The organism is Oerskovia sp. NPDC060287, assembly GCF_042726775.1.
GTDB classification, from domain to species: Bacteria; Actinomycetota; Actinomycetes; order Actinomycetales; family Cellulomonadaceae; genus Oerskovia; species Oerskovia merdavium.
On record NZ_JBHXBO010000080.1, the window covers coordinates 1 to 17,297 of the forward strand.

General features: G+C 73.8%; 12 protein-coding genes. 3 read left to right on the forward strand and 9 right to left on the reverse strand.

Annotated features, from left to right (window positions below; genetic code table 11):
- Nucleotides 1–36: 36 nt before the first annotated feature.
- Entirely contained in the window at nucleotides 37–3,657 is a 3,621-nt protein-coding gene (locus ACFWFR_RS09260; protein WP_377622578.1) for a S8 family serine peptidase, read from the reverse strand.
- 321 nt (nucleotides 3,658–3,978) lie between these two features.
- Between ACFWFR_RS09260 and ACFWFR_RS09265 the strand changes: the two genes are divergently transcribed.
- On the forward strand, nucleotides 3,979–4,659 hold the full coding sequence (locus ACFWFR_RS09265; protein WP_377622580.1) for a hypothetical protein: 681 nt from the start codon (nucleotides 3,979–3,981) through the stop codon (nucleotides 4,657–4,659).
- A gap of 7 nt (nucleotides 4,660–4,666) precedes the next feature.
- Here the strand turns inward: ACFWFR_RS09265 and ACFWFR_RS09270 are convergent, their stop codons facing one another.
- From ACFWFR_RS09270 to ACFWFR_RS09295, 6 genes are all read right to left on the reverse strand, one after another.
- On the reverse strand, nucleotides 4,667–6,316 hold the full coding sequence (locus tag ACFWFR_RS09270; RefSeq protein ID WP_377622582.1) for an AMP-binding protein: 1,650 nt from the start codon (nucleotides 6,314–6,316) through the stop codon (nucleotides 4,667–4,669).
- 77 nt (nucleotides 6,317–6,393) lie between these two features.
- Nucleotides 6,394–7,080: a hypothetical protein gene (locus ACFWFR_RS09275; protein ID WP_377622584.1), complete on the reverse strand. Its 687-nt coding sequence runs from the start codon at nucleotides 7,078–7,080 to the stop codon at nucleotides 6,394–6,396.
- Nucleotides 7,070–8,974: a hypothetical protein gene (locus ACFWFR_RS09280; RefSeq protein ID WP_377622586.1), complete on the reverse strand. Its 1,905-nt coding sequence runs from the start codon at nucleotides 8,972–8,974 to the stop codon at nucleotides 7,070–7,072. The genes ACFWFR_RS09275 and ACFWFR_RS09280 overlap by 11 nt, the downstream gene beginning before the upstream one ends.
- Nucleotides 8,971–10,035 (reverse strand): hypothetical protein, encoded by a 1,065-nt coding sequence (locus ACFWFR_RS09285; RefSeq protein ID WP_377622587.1) that lies wholly within the window; start codon nucleotides 10,033–10,035, stop codon nucleotides 8,971–8,973. Before ACFWFR_RS09285 ends, ACFWFR_RS09280 begins: the two co-directional genes overlap by 4 nt.
- Nucleotides 10,032–11,639 carry an ATPase gene (locus tag ACFWFR_RS09290; protein ID WP_377622589.1) on the reverse strand — a complete coding sequence of 536 codons (1,608 nt, stop codon included), beginning with the start codon at nucleotides 11,637–11,639 and terminating at the stop codon, nucleotides 10,032–10,034. The genes ACFWFR_RS09285 and ACFWFR_RS09290 overlap by 4 nt, the downstream gene beginning before the upstream one ends.
- A 61-nt stretch (nucleotides 11,640–11,700) precedes the next feature.
- Complete coding sequence (locus ACFWFR_RS09295) at nucleotides 11,701–14,508, reverse strand: cation-translocating P-type ATPase (protein WP_377622591.1); 2,808 nt, start codon at nucleotides 14,506–14,508, stop codon at nucleotides 11,701–11,703.
- A 158-nt stretch (nucleotides 14,509–14,666) separates the two neighbouring features.
- Here ACFWFR_RS09295 and ACFWFR_RS09300 point away from each other — a divergent pair, with 158 nt between their 5' ends.
- Nucleotides 14,667–14,984 (forward strand): YbjQ family protein, encoded by a 318-nt coding sequence (locus ACFWFR_RS09300; RefSeq protein ID WP_030144034.1) that lies wholly within the window; start codon nucleotides 14,667–14,669, stop codon nucleotides 14,982–14,984.
- A 27-nt stretch (nucleotides 14,985–15,011) separates the two neighbouring features.
- On the opposite strand, the gene ACFWFR_RS09305 is transcribed toward ACFWFR_RS09300, so the two are convergent.
- Nucleotides 15,012–16,058, reverse strand: coding sequence for an AAA family ATPase (locus ACFWFR_RS09305; RefSeq protein ID WP_377622592.1), 1,047 nt, complete (start codon nucleotides 16,056–16,058; stop codon nucleotides 15,012–15,014).
- Complete coding sequence (gene pnuC / locus ACFWFR_RS09310) at nucleotides 16,055–16,678, reverse strand: nicotinamide riboside transporter PnuC (protein ID WP_377622594.1); 624 nt, start codon at nucleotides 16,676–16,678, stop codon at nucleotides 16,055–16,057. Before pnuC ends, ACFWFR_RS09305 begins: the two co-directional genes overlap by 4 nt.
- A 124-nt stretch (nucleotides 16,679–16,802) precedes the next feature.
- Here pnuC and ACFWFR_RS09315 point away from each other — a divergent pair, with 124 nt between their 5' ends.
- Nucleotides 16,803–17,243 (forward strand): OsmC family peroxiredoxin, encoded by a 441-nt coding sequence (locus ACFWFR_RS09315; RefSeq protein WP_377619207.1) that lies wholly within the window; start codon nucleotides 16,803–16,805, stop codon nucleotides 17,241–17,243.
- The last annotated feature ends 54 nt before the right edge of the window (nucleotides 17,244–17,297 follow it).

Here is a 17,297-nt window from a genome sequence, read left to right on the forward strand (position 1 = left end):
CGCCGACCCTGAGCCCACTCGTGAGCGGTCGAGGCCTCAGCCGCAGCTGATCGCCTCGTAGCCGGCCTCGAACGGTGTCGTGACCTTGACGCCCTCGATGATCGCGGTGCCCGTGACCGTCGCCGAGCCGGCGTCGATCGAGACCTCGCGCGAGTTGAACGACTGCGACGCGGACTTGCCCGGCGCGACGTTCTTGAAGGTCTTGGTCCCGAACGGCGTCTCGACCACGACGTCGGCCTTGACGTCGCCGTCGTTGACCGCACGCACCGAGACCTGCGCCTTGCCCGACACGCAGCGCGACTGCGCCGTGACCGAGAGCTCGACCGACGCGTCCAGGGTGGAGATCCCGACCGTCTGCCAGCGCTTGGCCGCCGTGGCGTTGTGCAGGTGCAGCAGGAGCAGCTCGCCCGTGCCCGCCTCGGTGGCCGCGGCCGACCGGTTGACCGTGACCGGTGCGTCGTCAGCGCCCACGAACAGGAGCTGTCCGCCGCCGCTGAACCAGTACGCCGGGTCGTAGGGGTCGCCCGTGAACGGTCCGATCCGGTCGACGACCTGGTCCGGCGACGAGGCGTAGTACGAGTACGTCGCGACGCTGAACGTCGGCGTGGCTCCCGGGGCGATCCCCAGGCTGCCGATCCCGATCGGGACGATCATGACGTTGTTGTCGAACACCGAGGTGTCGATGTCCGCCCAGACCGAGTTGACCGGGTCGATCTGGACCGAGGCCCCCGCCGCGTACTGGCGTCCGCCGGGGGACGTCCACGGCTTGAGCGTGTAGGTGATCGCGACCGTCAGGTCCGAGTCGTTGTACTTCTCGATCGTCGTCTCGAACTCGGGCGACCCGTCGCCGTCGACATCGGTCTCGACCGCAGGGATCACGTTGGTCCCGAGCGTGGCCCAGTCGCCGTCCACGGCGATGCCGATCCCGATCCGGCCTTCGGCCGGGTTCCTCCCGGCCGCCGCGAACTGCGGCGCGCTCGACGAGAAGCCGACGGCACGGATGTCGCCGGCCGCGACGGCCGACGCCGAGGCACCCTCGGCCGCGTCGGCCTCGAGCCGCGGGCTGGTCGCCTTGAGCTCGAACGGCGCCACGAGCGACGTCCAGCCGCCCGCGTCCACGCCCCGGCCGTCGAGGTCGAGCTCGGCGGCCGTGTCCTGGCCGACGAACGTGACGTCCTTGCCCGTCAGGTCGCTCACGAGCTTGGGTGCCGCCTGGACCGGGACACGCAGCTCGCTGCCCGTCGCGGGGGTCAGGACCAGGCGCCCCGTGAGCATCCCGACGAAGTCACGCGGAACACCCGCGATCGCCTCGTCGGACGTCGGGTCGAGCTGCTTGGCGAGCGTCGCCGGGTCGGCCGTGAGGGTCAGCGTGACCGTGCGGGTCTGACCGGCGGGGACCGTGAGGTTCGCCGGGGAGACCGTGATCTTCGCGCCGCCCGCGGTGCTGGACGTCGTGAACGCGGCGGCGTACGCCACGGACGCCGAGCCCGTGTTCTGCACGTCGACCGTCTTGCGCACCGTGACCGTCTTGTCGGCCACGGGCACGATCCCGTAGGACACCGAGACGAGCTCGCGGTCCTGCGCCGCGTACGCGAGCGTCGAGTTCTTCACCGCGTCGACCGCGTCCACCCGGCCCGACCCCACGCGCTCGGGGCCGTAGGCCACGCCCGTGCCGTCCTGGCCCGTCCACACGTCGTGCGAGGCCGTGTTCATGACGGCTGTCTTGACCTGCTGGGCGCTGAAGCCGGGGTGGGCCTCCTTGACCAGAGCGGCGATGCCCGCGACGTGCGGCGTCGACATCGAGGTGCCGGACTTGATGCCGGGCTGCGTGAGGCGACCCGAGGCCACCGACGCGATCCCCGTGCCCGGGGCGGCGACGTCGGGCTTCACGATGCCCAGCGAGCCGTGCACACCGCGCGAGGACCCCGCGTTGAGCGTGTCGCCGATGCCCGGGATCTCGACGAACGACGAGTTCGCGAACGACGGGCCGAGCGTCAGGACGACGCCGCCCGCCTCGATCGCCGGACGCAGCGCGTCGTGGCTGGGGCCCGTGAGCTGCGCCCCCGGGATGCCCGCGTTGCCCGCGATGCCCGCCGCGAACACGTCGAGCTCGGAGGACAGCAGCACGCCCACGGCGCCCGCGGCCTGGGCGTTGTTGAAGCGCGCCGCGCTCCCGCACTCGCGCGAGGAGTCGTCGTCGTCCCAGAAGAGGAACGCGATCTTGCCCGCCGTGGCAGCGGCCTGCGCAGGCGTCAGGGGCGTGCAGCCGCTGACCGTGGCGCCCAGGAACGCGACCTCGGCGGTCACGTCCACGCCGCCCGCGTAGCTCTGCGAGTTCTGCGCGGGGTAGGAGCCCGCGACGCCTGCGGGAGCCGTGACCTCGACGCCGTCGAACGTCTGGGTGTCGCCCACCGAGTTCGCGACCGTGAGCGAGGTCCGCGAGTTGCCGGGCGACCCGCCCACGTCGGTCATGTCACCGGCGTTGCCCGACGCGACGACCGCGAGGGTGCCCAGGCGCGAGAGCTGGTCGATGAACAGGTTCTCGGGGTCGTCGGCCGGGGTGTTGTCCGAGCCGAGCGACAGGTTGACGATGTCGAGACGGTCCGACAGGTCGCCGTCGCCGTCCGGGTCGGCCGCGTACTCGAGCGCGTCGATCACGACGTTGGTCGAGCCGCCCAGGTCACCGAAGACCTTGAGCGCGTACAGGCCGGACTCCGGCGCGGAGCCCGGGCCGACCGTCCAGTCGGAGATGTCCGTGAGGGTCGTGTAGTCCCCGTCGAACGTCTCGCCGTCCGCCGTGACGCCGTAGCCGCCCGTGGTGCCCGCGACGTGCGAGCCGTGGCCCGAGCCGATCGTGTCGAGCGAGTCGATCGGGTTCTCGTCGGGGGTGGGGACCAGCGACGTGCCCGGCACCCGGCCGGACGCGTCGTAGTCGTACCCGGCGAAGTCGTACCCGCCCAGGTACTTGGCGTCGTCGAACGTCCCGGCGGGGACGGGGTCCTGCCCCTTGTCGCCGTACGCCTCGTCGTACGCGGCCTGCGTGCCCGGACCGCCGAACCCGGCGTGGGTGTAGTCGATGCCCGTGTCGATGATGCCGATCCGGACGCCCTTGCCGGTGTACCCCGTGCTCTGCCACGCCTCGAGCGCGCGCGTGAACGCGTCGGTGCCCTTGTTCGACGGCGACTTGGGGATGATGCGGTAGACGGTGACGACCTTGTCGTCACCTGCCAGGGCACGCACCTGCTCGGCGTCGCCCGTCACGACGACGCCGGGGACCAGCCTGCTCGTGACCGACACCTGCTGGGGCGCGCCCGCGGCACGGGCGCTGCGGGCGTTCGTCTGCGCGGGGACGACGCTGTCCGCGAGCTGCTCGACGACTGCCTGGTTGTCCTCGACCTGCGCGGCGCTCGCGCCCTGCTCCGTCAGCTCGACCCCCGAGGGGGTGTCGAGCTGGACGAACGCGGTCACGGTCCCGGAGGACTCGGCGAGCGACGGGGCGACCTTGCCCGGGTCGAGCGCGAGCGACTCCGCGGACTGCGAGGTGAGGGTGGGGCCGGACGAGCCGGCCGGGTCGGACGGTGCGGACGCGGCGGGCAGCGTCGACGCCGCGACCACCGCCAGTCCTGAGACTGCAGCTAACAACGAACGGTGCTTCATCGACACTCATTTCCCCGGTGCGGACCGGTGGCGTTGAAGGTGCTTGGTGGTTCCCCCGTTGCGGTCGCCGACGGCTGTGTGCAGACGACCGTGCCTGCACGCTATAGGGGAAGCCGGGCGACCGCGCGTCGCACGGGCCCCGGGCAACCGATCCGGAGGTCGTGGGTGAACACAGGGGACAAACCGGGACAGGGGTCTGGCGTACCCCTAGGATCGGTGCGGGGGCGCGGGACGAGGTCGTCTCGCTGTCGGTCCTCACCCACGTGTCGGTCCTTCGCGCAGTCGCGAGGGGTCCCGGCCCACGCTGTGAAGGAGCACCACATGTCACGACGCATCACGCGCTTGGCCGCCGTCTCGGCGGTCGTCCTCGTCCTCGGGGGGATCGGCGGGGCGCCTGCCCTCGCGGGCGGTCCCGACCTGACGTCGCAGGGATTCCCCACCGACGACCAGGTCTGCACGGTCATCGCGCAGCCGACCCCGGCCGGGCAGGACATCGCCCTGACGCCCGCGCCCACGACCGCGTGCTTCGACACGCTCGGCGAGGCGCTCGAGTCGGTCTCGGGGGAGCCCGTCACGGACCCGCGCGTCCTCGCGGGGGACCTCACGGCACTGCGGGGGTACGCGAACGAGCAGGCGGCCAAGGCGGCGGCCGCGCCCCAGGCGGCGAGCGCGGGCGCGGTCACGACCGCCGCCGCCAGCTCCATGATGCTGGGCATCGCGTACAAGAACACCAACCAGACCGGTGGTGCCAAGGTCTTCTACGGCAGCAGCGGCTACGGGTGCATGACGGGCAACACGTACGGCTTCCCCAAGATGTCGACCTACCTGATGAACAACAACATCAGCTCCATGGCGACCTACGCCCGGTGCTGGTCGACCCTCTACGACGGCGAGAGCTACACGGGCACCACGACCAACTGCGTCCCGCTGTGCACGAGCCTCGGGTCCATGAACGACCGCACCTCGTCGATCGTGTTCCGCCCGGAGGGCAACATCGCCTGATCGGGTCTCACGCCTGACCGCCGGGCACGTCGCTCGAGTAGCGACGTGCCCGGCCGTGTCCCAGGTGGGCGGGAGTCGTGACGTTCACGACGACGTCGCGGCCGATCCACTGCCGCAGCGCGCGCGCTGCCGAGTCCGTCGCGGGGGCCGCACCCGTGCCGGGCGCGCCTGCCCGTCCCCGGCCGGTGCCCGACGGCGCCCCGCCCGCAGGTGCGTCCGGCACCACGGTCAGCTCGATCGTCCCGTCGGCACGCTGGTGGAGCTGCCAGGCCGCGATCCCGGCCGCCTGGAGGACCTGGGTCGCGTCGACCGACCCGAGCCAGCGCCCGTCGGCGTGCAGGTAGCGCACGGGGGAGCGCCCTTCGAGGTCGTGCAGCTCGACCCGTCCGCCGGGGCCGTGGGGGCGGACGATCCGTGCGCGGTCGCCCGTCCGGTAGCGCAGGAGCGGCAGGTAGGGGTTCTCGTCCGTGGTGACCACGACCTCGCCCGGCGACCCGTCGGGGACGGGAGTGCCGTCGTCGGACAGGATCTCTACCCAGACGCGACGCGGCACGACGACGAACGGGCCGTCGTCCGCGCGCGAGGCCACCGCGCCCGTCTCGCGCAGGCCGTACAGGTCGACCACCGGGACGCCCCACGCGGCCCGCAGGCGGGCCCGTGCGGGCGAGGAGAGGTGCGCGGCCCCGCTCACGACCGCGGCCGGGTGCAGCCTGAGCCCCTCGCGCGCGTCGAGGTCGGCCAGGGCGAGCAGGGGGAGGGGCGAGCTGCTGAGGACCTGCGGGTCGGTCCCCCGCAGGAACGTCGAACGGTCTGCCGGGTCCCTCCACGCGCCGGGGTCGAGGTTGACGCGAGCCATGAGCGGCACGCCGAGCCTGCTTCCGGGACGCCCCGAGGCGGCGTCGAAGCCCGTCATGGCCGACACGTAGGTGAACGCGGCCCGCTGGTCGACGAGGTTCACGAGACCCAGCCGGTCCTCGTGCGGTGTCCAGGTCGCGCCGGCGCCACGGACGAGGAGCTGCAGGAGGGCGAGGTCGGCCGCGACCGCGACGGGGTGCAGCGGGACGACGACGGCCGCCCCCGTGCTGCCCGAGCTCGTCCCCTCGAGGACCCGCGAGAGGTCGACGTCGACGGGCACGAACGATGCGAGGTCGGCCCGCAGGTCGTCGCGCGTCACGGGGGGCAGGTCGTCGAGCGGCGAACGAGCGTGACTCCGGCGCTGGTCGCGAGCACGCCGGTAGCGCGGGACGACCGCATGAGCTCGCTCGACCAGGTCCGTGACCCACGCAGGGACGTCCTGGGCGGTCGCCGGACGGCTGCCCTCGGCGCCCGGGCCTGTGCGGTCGTCGTCCGTGCCGCCGCCGTCTCCGGTGCCGTCGCGCTCTCCTTCGGCGGCACGCTCGGCGAACCGGTGCGCGGTCGCGGCGAGCACGGGCAGGTCGCCCGCCGTGAGCCGGTCGCCCGTCGCGTGGACCCAGACCGGGGCCGCCGGGTGACGACGGAGCGCGTCGAGGCGAGCGGCGCCGTCGGGCGTGAGCGTGGGCCAGCGTTCGGCGTCGTCGAGCGCGACGTTGCCGAACGGGGCGTACTCGCCGAGCAGCGCGTCCGGGACGCCGGGCGGGAGGTCGGGGGACCTGGGTGCGTCGGGGGCGGGGGGCACGGGACTCCTCGACGGGTGAAGGAGGGGTTGTCGCTGGTCGACGCACTGTACGTGAACGTCCGGGCTCCCGCGGCGCCTCAGTAGTTCGCGTACTGTGCGGCGGCCTCGGCCGCCCGCTTGGCCGCGAGGGCCTTGGCGAGCTCCTCCGAACGCCGGACCTCCTCGGCCATCTCCCGGTCGACGCGTCGCTGCTCGACCGTGCTGACCGCGGACCACCGGTCCTCGGCCACCGCGTCGCTCTCGTCGGCCGGGCGCAGCCCTGCGGCCCGCAGGAACGCGCGCGCGGCCTCCTCGCGCCCCTCGGGGGACGAGACCCAGGTCTGCGGGTCGCGCACGGGCGCGAGGTCGTGCGCGAGGGCCTCGACCACGGCGAGGAACCAGGTCGCGGGCCCGTCGGGCGCAGCGTCCCGCAGCCGGGGCAGGAGCGTGAGCTCGGGCGTCCGCACGAGCCAGCACGCGATCCCGGCCCCGGCGCGCGAGGCCGCGGGCGCCCCGGCGCCGCACGTCCGGTCGAGCGCGGTGCGGGCGTGCGCGTCGAGCTGCCACCAGCCGGGCACGCTCAGCGCCAGGAGGTCGACGGCGTCCCCCACCAGGGCAGGTACGTGCACCCCGGGGTCGAGCACGTCGGGCGGCGTGAGCGTCAGGCGCTGCACGAGGACCGCGAGGGCGGGGCCCTCGACCGTGGGTCGGGAGGACGGGGACCCGCCGCGCCCGGTGGGCCCGGTCGTCCCAGCGGGTCCGGAGGGCATGGAGTCAGCGGGCACGGTCCGCTCCCTTCGTGGTCCACAGCGTGCGGGAGAAGTCGCGCGAGAAGCGCACGAGGTCGTCGGTCGAGCTCACCGCGAACGTCCGGTAGCCGGGTGCCCAGCCGGCGACGCGTCGGGCGAGCGCGTCGCTGCCCTGCAGGACCAGGCTGCCACCGCCGCCCGCGGCCCGGACCGCGCGTGCCGCGACGGTGTCGTCGGGCGCGGTGCGCGGTGCGGAAGGATCACGGGGCCAGCCTCCCAGGTGGTCGAGGAACATCGAGCTGATCCCGTCGTCGGAGATGACCGACACGTGCGCGGGTCGGGTGCGCACGGCCGGGGCGCCCGTGCCGGGGTCGCCCAGGTGGGTGCGTTCGAGCAGGGGGACCGGGAACGAGGTGCCGCCGCCGAAGTGCGCGACGATCGCCGCGAGGATCGCGTCGACGTCGCGCGTGAACCCCTCGGTGCCCGCGATCTGTCCCGGACCGCTCCAGGTCGTGGCCTGGACCCGCGCCCCGGACCGCAACGCCGACAGGGCAAGGACGGCCCCGGCCAGGGCGATGGGCGCGAGCCGCTGCTGCGGGTTCGGCATGGACCCCGACGAGTCGAGGTACAGGTCCAGGTCGTACGGGCTCGGCACGGGGTCGTGGCCGTCCTGCTGCTCGTGCACGCGGCGCACGGTCGTGACGCCCGGGACGATCACGGGCGAGCGCAGCACGGTCGCGGCCCAGTCGACGTCGGCCAGGTCCTCGCCCAGGTCCCACTGCTCGTGCCCGCCGAGCAGCTCCTCCTCGACCGGGGAGTCCGTGCGCACGGGGAAGGGGACGAGGAAACGCATGGCGTGCTCGCGGTACCAGCGCGCGGCGGACTGCGCGCTCGACGTCGTGAGGCCGAGCAGCCGCAGGACCGCGTCGTAGTGCGCGGGAGAGATGGCCTGGCCCAGGGCGTCGGCGGCGCCGGCCGCGTCGCTCGCCGCGCCCGGCAGGGGATCGTCGTCGTGGCCCGACGGCGTCACGCCCGTCACGCGCGGATCGACCGCCGGGTGCAGCACGGGCCGCCCGAGCGTGGGGTCGGTCGCGAGGCCCGCGGGCACGGCTCCGGCGGGCTCCGACTGCGAGCACAGGACGCCGTGGTGCCCGCGGGCGAGGGCTGCACCGCTCGCACCGTCCGCGGCGGTACCTGCACCGTCGGACGACGCGGGCGCGAGCAGGGGGCGGATCAGGGCGGCGAACCCGCCCGCACCTCCCACGGGGTCGTTGGCGTAGGCGCGGACGAGGCGCGCGCACAGGCTCGCCTCGCGCTCGGGCACCGGGTGGTCGGGGTGGGTCAACGTCCCGCGGGGCAGGCCCCAGAGGATCTCGTCGGTCCGCATGACCATCTGGGCCAGGGGAGCCGGGCCCGCGCCGAGGGCCGAGAAGACCGCGGCCATGTCCAGGCCCGCGCGCCGCTGCAGACGGTCGTTGACCAGGAGGTCGGACCAGAGGTTCGACATGGCACCCGCGAGCGGGTCCAGGTCGACCAGGCCGTCCCGGACCCGCGAGAGGATCCGGGCGCTCGTCGTCAGGTCCCCGGGGGACAGCAGGTGGTGCCCGATCTCGTGCGCCAGCACGGCGACCGCATGCTCCTCGAGCCCGCGCTCGGCGATGTCGTCGAGGTCGATGTGCACCTCGACGTCGACGGTAGAGAACCACGCGAACGACCCGACGCCCGGGGGCCGGTCGTCGCGGTGGTGCAGCACGGGCGCGTGCAGCCGGGTCTGCGTACCCCAGGCGGCCAGGGCCTCGGGCCAGGCCGCGAGCCAGCGTTCCCGGAGCCCCGTGCCTGACGGTGCGTGCCGCCTGCCGGCGCCGGGCGCCGAGGAGAGCGACCCGGAGCCGTCCGTCGCCGTCGGGCCCGGAGGCGGGGTACCCGTCACCGGGGCACCCGCACCAGGTCGATCGAGTACGAGTGCTCACGGCTGACCAGCGTCAGGTGCGTCGAGAGCGTGAGCGTCGAGGCCTGACCCGTCACGTCGTCGAGCCACGGGACGCCGGCGGGTGGGGTGCGGTCGGTCGTCCCCGGGGCGGGCCGTTCCTCGGCGCCCGGGGCAGCGCGCAGCGCGGCCCACCCGTGGACGTCGCACACGAGCGTCCAGTCCTCGGCCTGGGGACGGGCCGTGCGGACGGCCCACAGCAGGCCGGGCTCACCGGGCAGCGGCCCGACGACGAGCGGCAGCGTGAGCCACGGACCGCCGAACCCGCGGAAGCCCCCGAACCGGCTGACCGTGGAGGGCGCTCCGTGAGACGCGGCCATGTCCTGCCCGGGCCACCACCACGGGTCGCTCGCGTGCCGCTCGACGACCGCGCCGACGTCGGTCCCCGGGGCCAGGTCGAGCGCTGCCGCCGCCACGGGGTAGGGGAGCGACGCCGCGGCGCGCAGCGCGGCCCGCCGGTAGCGGACCAGGCCGCTGCGCCAGGCGGCGACCAGGACGGTGTCGCGGATGCTGGTCGCACCCGGCGCCGTGCGCGGCCCGGACGACAGGACACCCGTTGCTACGGCCGCGGCCGACACGCGACGGCCCCACCCGGTGAGGTCTCCGCGCACGGCGACCTGGCGTGCCGCGTCCGCGAGAGCCGCGACGGTGACGGCGGGGGCGGCCCGCAACCACGGCAGGACCTGCGGGGTGAGAGCGAGGACCGCCCACCGCTCGACCGAGCCGGACCGCCACCGGCGGGCCGCCACGCATCGCGCCGCCGTGGACACGAGGGCGTCCACGACTCCCGCGAGCTCTTCCCCGTCGAGCGCAGGGGCGAGGCCGTCGACGACCGGGCGCAGCTCGCGCACCGCCGCGGCCACGTCGTCGCGGTCCGCGCCGAGCGCGACCGCGCGCGCGAGCACCGCGTTGAAGTGGTCGCGCTCGCGCGTCAGCTGCTCCGCGAACGGCGAGCCCGCAAGGGGGTCCGCGCTGGTGCTGTCGCCCGGGCGACGGGCGTTCACCGACCGCTCCAGCGCAGCCACGCGAGGTAGTTCGTGTAGCGCTGGTGCGCGTACTTCAGGACCAGGGCGTCCTCGTAGACGTTCCCGTGCAGCTTGACCGCGTCCTGCCACAGGGACAGCAGGCCCTCGATCTGCGCGGTGCGCCGCAGGACCTCGGCCTCGCCCAGGCCCTCGAGACCGGCCTCGACGGCCGCGAGGACCTCGGCCACGGGGTCGTCCTGGTCGAGCCCGGCGGCGTCGTACTGCTGGCAGGCCATGTCGAACAGGTCGCGGATCCACGAGACGCGGTCGGCGCGCAGGGGCTCGCGCTCCTCGTCGTCGAACGGCGCGGACTGCAGGTCGGGGACCAGCTTGTCGTGCAGCACGAACGGGAGCACCGCGCGCAGGTCCGCGAGGTCCACCTCGGCGTTGCCGCGGAAGAACGCCATGGCCTTGGCGTACGAGACGAGCGACTGCAGGGCCCGCACCGACAACCCGTTGAGGGTCTGCGCCCCGATGTCCCCCAACCGGTCACGGCCCGTGTCGGCCGCGGCCAGGAGGTGCGGGTCGATCCCCGCGAGCTTCGCGGTGTCCTTGGTGCGGTACTCGAACTGCCAGGCGGCCCGCTCCAGGACCTCGAGCTGGCTCGCGAAGAACTCGAGCCGTCGCCGCACCGGGACCGGGATGCGCACCGCGAGCACGTCGCGGTGCAGGCGGTCGTGCTCCTCGGCGTCGAACACGATCTCGGGAGGCACGTTCTCCTCGGGGCGCACCCCGCGCTCGGCGCGCGCGACCAGGTCGCCCAGGAAGCGGTTGTTGAAGGGCAGCGCGTGCACGACGACGTCGATCCGGTCCCGCAGCGCGTCGACGACCTGGTAGGTGCCGCCGCCCGCGTCGTCGTTGGCCGTGAGGTACCAGGCGGCGGCCCCGGTCTCGTAGACCTGGTCGTACACCTCGACGTAGCCGTCGGCCAGGACCGTCAGGAGCGCCGACTGCGTGCGCGTCGGGATGCGGTTGTACTCGTCGACGATCTTGACGCGCATGCCCAGCCACGTGCGCCACGCGACGTCGACGTCCGCGAGCGAGTCGGCCTGCACCAGGTCCTTGGGCAGCGGCGTGCCGAACAGGTCCGAGACCGTGAGCTGCGGGTGCCCGTGCTGCATCGCCCGCCGCACGTCCCGGACCGGGTAGCCCGCGAGGACGCCCATGAGGACGGCGCTCGCGGTCTTGCCGCGCCCTGGTCCGCCGACCATGAGGCAGCGCCCCCGCACCGCGAACGTCAGGAGCGGCAGCAGCACGAAGCTCGAGTACGACTGGTCGCTCGGCAGGTTCAGGCGGGCCCGGGAGTCTCCGAGGCGGAACGAGACGTCCGGGGCCGTGGGGCCGGCCGAGAACTCGACGTCGTAGTGCGGGCTGATGATCGCGTGGTTGACGACCCAGAAGTAGGCCTGGCGAAGCTTCTCGTCGAGCGGTGCGGCGGGGACTGCGCCGTGGTCTCCGGGGACGCCCGTCACGGGCGTGCGGAACAGGTCTGCGACGTCCAGGTCGAACAGGTTCGTGGCCCCTGGGCCGGGTCGGGTGGGCGCGGAGGAGACGTGGTCGAGGTCCTGCTCGGCGGGGGTCACGGAGCGATTCTGCCAGGAGAGCGAGGGGGCCTCGGTCGTGACGTAGAGGGTTCTCGTCGATCTACCTCGACCGCGCGGCGGAGGCCTGTCTCCTCCCGAACGCCTTGGCGGCCTCGACCAGCAGGAACACCACGACCGAGAGACCGAGCGTGATGCCCCACTCGCGCAGCCCGATCGGCGCCGAGCCGAACCACGAGTGCATGAAGGGCGCGTAGACGAACACGGCCTGCAGGGCGACGAGCGCACCCGCCGAGTACCAGACCGCCCGGTTGCCCCGCAGGACCGCGAACGTGATGGACGACCGGTCCAGGAAGCGGCAGTTGAACAGGTAGGCGAGCTGGCCGAGCGCGAGCATTGTCACGGCCGTGGTCTGCGCCTCGGGGACGCTCATGCCCTGGTCGCGCTCGATGAAGTACACGGCCATGGTCGCGCCGCCGATGAGGACCGAGACCAGCAGGACCCGCCGCAGGTAGGCCGCGGTGAGGATCGAGGCCTTGGCGTCGCGCGGTGCGCGCGACATGATGTCGGGCTCGGCGCGCTCGTTGGCCAGCGCGAGCGACAGCGTGACGGCCGTGACCATGTTGATCCACAGGACCTGCACGGGCTGGAGCGGCAGCGCCCACCCGAGCAGCACCGCGACGAGGATCACGAGCGACTGCGCACCGTTGGTCGGCAGCAGGAACAGGACCGACTTGCGCAGGTTGTCGTAGATCCGTCGCCCCTCCTCGACGGCCCGCTCGATCGTCGCGAAGTTGTCGTCGGCCAGGACCACCTCGGCGGCCTCCTTGGTCGCCTCGGTGCCCTTGATCCCCATCGCGACGCCGACGTCGGCCTGGGTCAGCGCGGGGGCGTCGTTGACACCGTCCCCGGTCATGGCCACGACCTGCCCGCGCGACTGGAGCGCCGAGACGATGCGGATCTTGTGCTCGGGGCTCGTGCGCGCGTAGACGTCGACGTCCTCGACGACCGCGCGGAGCTCCTCGGTGCTCATGGCCTCGAGCTCGGCCCCCGTCAGGACCTGGGGTGCGGGTGCTCCGTCCTCGGCCCCGGCCGCGGGCACGATCCCCATCTCCCGGGCGATCGCGAGGGCCGTTCCCGAGTGGTCGCCCGTGATCATCTTGACCGTGATCCCGGCGTCCTGGCACTGGGCGATGGCCTCGACCGCCTCGGGTCGCGGTGGGTCGACGATCCCGACCAGCCCCACGAGCTCGAGGCCCTCGTCGACGTCCTCGGGGGCGAGCGTGGTGCGGCCGGGTGCCGCGCCGGTACGCGCGGCGGCCAGGACTCGCAGACCCTGCGCACCGATCGCGTCGATCTGCTCGTACCAGAGGTCGCGGTCGAGCGGCTCGGGCTCCCCGTCCGCGCCGGTCTGGGTCGCGCACCGGTCGAGCACGCGGTCCGGGGCGCCCTTCACGAGGACGTGCAGGCCGCCGTCGGGGTCCTGCGTCAGCGTGGCCATGTACTTGTTCTCGGACTCGAACGGGACGAGCGCGATGCGCCGCCACCCGGTCGGGTCGAAGCCCGCCTTGAGGCCCAGGGTCCGCAGCGCGCCCTCGGTCGGCTCGCCCACGAGCCGCCAGCCGGGTGCGTCGCCCGCGCCGTCGTCCGGTGCGCCGGGTCCGTCGGTCCCTGAACCTCCCTCCCCGGTGGACCGGACGATCCGGGCGTCGTTGCACAGCGTCATGACCTCGGCCAGTAGCCGCAGGTCGGGGTGCTCGGCGAGCGAGGCGGGGGAGCCGGCCAGGTCGACCTCGCCGTCGGGCGCGTAGCCGATCCCCGTCACGGCGTACTGGTGCGCCGCGGTCCGCACGGTGCGGGCCGTCATCTCGTTCTTGGTCAGCGTCCCGGTCTTGTCCGAGCAGATCGTGGTCACCGAGCCGAGCGTCTCGACGGCGGGGAGGCGACGCGTGATCGCCCGTCGTCGGGCCATCTGCTGCACGCCCAGCGCGAGCGTGATCGTCACGAGGGCCGGCAGGCCCTCGGGCACGGCCGCGACAGCGAACCCGATCGCGGCCGAGATCAGCTCGGGCGTGTCGAAACCGTGGACCACGCGCCCGATCACGACCATGACCACGGCCATGACGAGGATCAGGACCGCGAGCTTCTTGCCGAACGCGTCGAGCGTCCGCGACAGGGGCGTCTCGAGCGAGTCCACCTCGGAGATCAGGGTCTGGATGCGGCCGATCTCGGTCGTCTCGCCCGTCTCGACGACCACGCCCGTGCCCGTCCCCGCCGAGACCAGGGTGCCCGAGAACAGCATGCTCGACCGGTCGCCCACCCCGGCCCCGGCGGGGACGGGGTCGCTCGACTTGGACGCGGGCACCGACTCGCCCGTGAGCGCCGACTCGTCGACCCGGAGGTTGACGCCCTCGAGCAGCCGCAGGTCGGCCGGGACGCGGTCGCCCGAGCGGACCCGCACGACGTCGCCCGGGACCAGGTCGTCGGCGTCGATCTGCGTCCAGGCGCCGTCGCGCCGGACCTGCGCGTGGACCGAGAGCATGCTGCGGATGCCGTCGAGGGCCTTCTCGGCCCGCCCCTCCTGGATCAGCCCGATCGCGGCGTTGATGACCGCGACCGCGAGGATGACCGTGAAGTCGATCCAGTCGCCCACGATCGCCTTGAGCACGGCCGACACGAGCAGGATGTAGATGAGGACGTCGTCGAACTGCGACAGCACCCGGCGCCACCAGGGCGTGCGCGCGGGCGGGGCCAGCCGGTTGGGGCCCACCTCGGCGAGCCGCGCCCGGGCCTGGTCGGCCGTGAGGCCGGCGTCGCTCGACCCGACCTCGGCCAGCACGGCCCGGGGCGGGAGCGCCCAGGGCGTCGGCTCGTCGGTCGCGGTGGCGAGGGGGGAGTCCGAGGCGGTCATGCGTCCATTCAAACCCCGCGGGCCGCGGACCACGCGGTGAGCCGTCGGGGTGGGACGAAGCGTTCCACGGCCCTCGGCCCCGCCGGGCGCGGCCCGCGGGGACCTCCTACGGTGAAGGAGACGTCGCGCACGTCGCGCGACCGTGAGGAGGACGTACCGTGCTGGTCTCCACCATGAACGATGTCCCGGGCAGGACCGTGCAGCAGGTCGTCGGCGAGGTGACCGGGCTGACCGTCCGGTCGCGCAACGTCGGCGCGCAGATCGGGGCCGGGCTCAAGTCGATCGTCGGCGGCGAGCTCAAGGGCCTGACGAAGCAGCTCCAGCAGTCGCGCGACGAGGCCGTGGCCCGCATGGTCGAGGAGGCCACGGCGCAGGGCGCCAACGCGATCCTCGCGATGCGCTACGACAGCGACGAGGTCGGCAACGGCTACCAGGAGATCGTGGCGTACGGGACGGCCGTGGTGCTCGCGCCCTGACGGGCGGCCGGTGGCGGGCGCGTCCGCTCAGTAGGCGTCGGTCCCGGCCTGCGTCATGGGTGGGGCCACGGCGCGGGGCGTGGCGAGCAGCGGCCCGACGGCGTCGATCGCCTGGGCGAGCCTGCTCGCCCGGTCGCCGCGCACCTCGAGCCACGGCACGTCCTGCCCGGCCAGGACCTCACGGAAGCGGTCCTGCATCGCGTGGCGGATGTGCTCGCCGTCGCGCAGCCCGTCCTGGACGAACGGGATCTCGTCGCCCGTGAGGATGTACAGGTCGGGGCGGCGGGTCGCGGCGAGCGCCTCGACGCTCGCCGACCGTGAGCCGACGTAACGCTCGTGCCACAGCGTGGTCGCGAGCACGTCGGTGTCGCACACGACCAGCGGGATCGGGGTGCGGGCCGCGGCCTCGTCCTCGCGCCGGGCCTGCTCGCGAGCGACGAGGTCGAACTCTGCGGCGTGCCACGGCGCCTCGAGCCCGCCCGGACGGACCTCCGACCACTCGCGGCCGAACTCGAGCACCGGGTCCAGGCGGTAGTGGTCGGCGAGCCCGGTGGCGAGGGTCGTCGAGCCGGTCGACTCGGCACCGAGCACCACGACGCGGCGCGCGAACCAGGCGCGCACCGAGGCGGGCAGCGCCCACCAGTGAGCCCCGGGATCGGTGCGGACCGCGGTGCCCGACACCGAGACCACCGCGCGGCCCGGGTCGACCTGGACCCAGTCGGCGTCGAACCGGCGGGCGAGCTCGACGCCGTACCGGTCCGACGTGAACACCGCGTCCACGGGGCCGTGGGCCCGGTCGAGGAGCGACTCCATGACCTTGACGTGCTCGGTCCACGCGTCGGGGCTCGCGTAGTCGACCGGGGCGTCGTCGAGGCCCGTGACCACGTGGGCCCCCGGGACCTCGGCCCGCAGCCATCCGGCACGGACCTCGCCCGGGATCGACTCCCGCGAGGCCGTGAGCACCTGGACCGTCACGCGCTCGCAGCGCGACAGCGCGGTGCGCACGAGGTTCACGTGGCCCGCGTGCACGGGGTAGAACTTGCCGATCACGAGGCCGTGCGCGAACCGGGTCATCGGGCGTCCTGCCGGGCAGCGGGCACGGCGCCGTCGGGCTTCGTGGACGTGACCGTGCCCGTGCGCGTGCGCAGCTCCGCCGACCAGTCGCGCAGCCCCAGGACGCACAGGCCGATGAACCCCGCGTAGAGCGCCGCGGTCAGCCACAGCCCCTGGCTCGCGTAGAGGCCCACGAGCATCACGTCGGTCACGATCCACACCCACCAGTTCCCCACCCACTTGCGCCCCAGCATGAGCTGGGCGACCAGGCTCGTCGAGGTCGTCAGGGCGTCCCAGAACGGCACGGTCGAGTCGGTCCACGTCGACAGGACCCAGACGAGCAGCACGGTCGCCGCGGCGGCGCCCACGGCAGCGGCGGGCCAGACCCACGCGGGGGTCGGTCGCACGGTCAGCGCACGGTGCGCCTCGCCGCCGCGCACCCACCAGTACCAGCCGAGCGCGCCCAGCACGAGGTACACGACCTGGAGCCCCGCACCCGCGTAGAGGCCCGTCGAGGCGAACAGGACCACGTACACCGCGTTGTTGGCGAGGCCGATCGGGAAGGTCCACACGTTCTGCCGCACGGCCAGCCAGACGCACAGGGCGCCCGTCACGAAGCCGATGATCTCCTCGATGCTCACCGGGACACCCTAGGGGGTGCTGAGGCGCGGGGCGGGGCCGCACCCTTCTGCGGGCGGCGCGCCTCCGGGGTTACCGTCGGTACGCACGGTCTTGCACCCCTGAACCCGTTCGAAGGAGCCCCTCATGGCAGTCCGCACCGCACGCACCGCATGGAACGGCACCCTCCAGGAGGGGACCGGACAGGTCGAGCTCACGAGCTCCGGCGTCGGGACGTTCGACGTCAGCTTCCCGCGCCGCACGGCCGACGAGGCCGGGGGAGTCACGAGCCCCGAGGAGCTCATCGCTGCCGCGCACACGTCCTGCTATGCGATGCAGCTCTCCGGGGTGATCGGCGCAGCGGGAGGCACGCCCCTCGCGCTCGACGTCTCGGCCGACGTCACGCTGTCCCCCGACCCTGCGGGTGGCCTGCGGATCTCGGCGATCGCCCTCACGGTCCGCGGCGAGGTCGATGGCCTCGACGAGGCCGGCTTCCTCGAGGCCGCCGAGACGGCCAAGGCCACCTGCCCGGTCTCCAAGGCGCTCACGGGCACGACGATCACGCTTGACGCGACCTACGAGTCCTGACGGTTCCGGGCCCGGACCCGGGGTCGGTCGGGCAGGTCGGGAGAACCGCCCGAC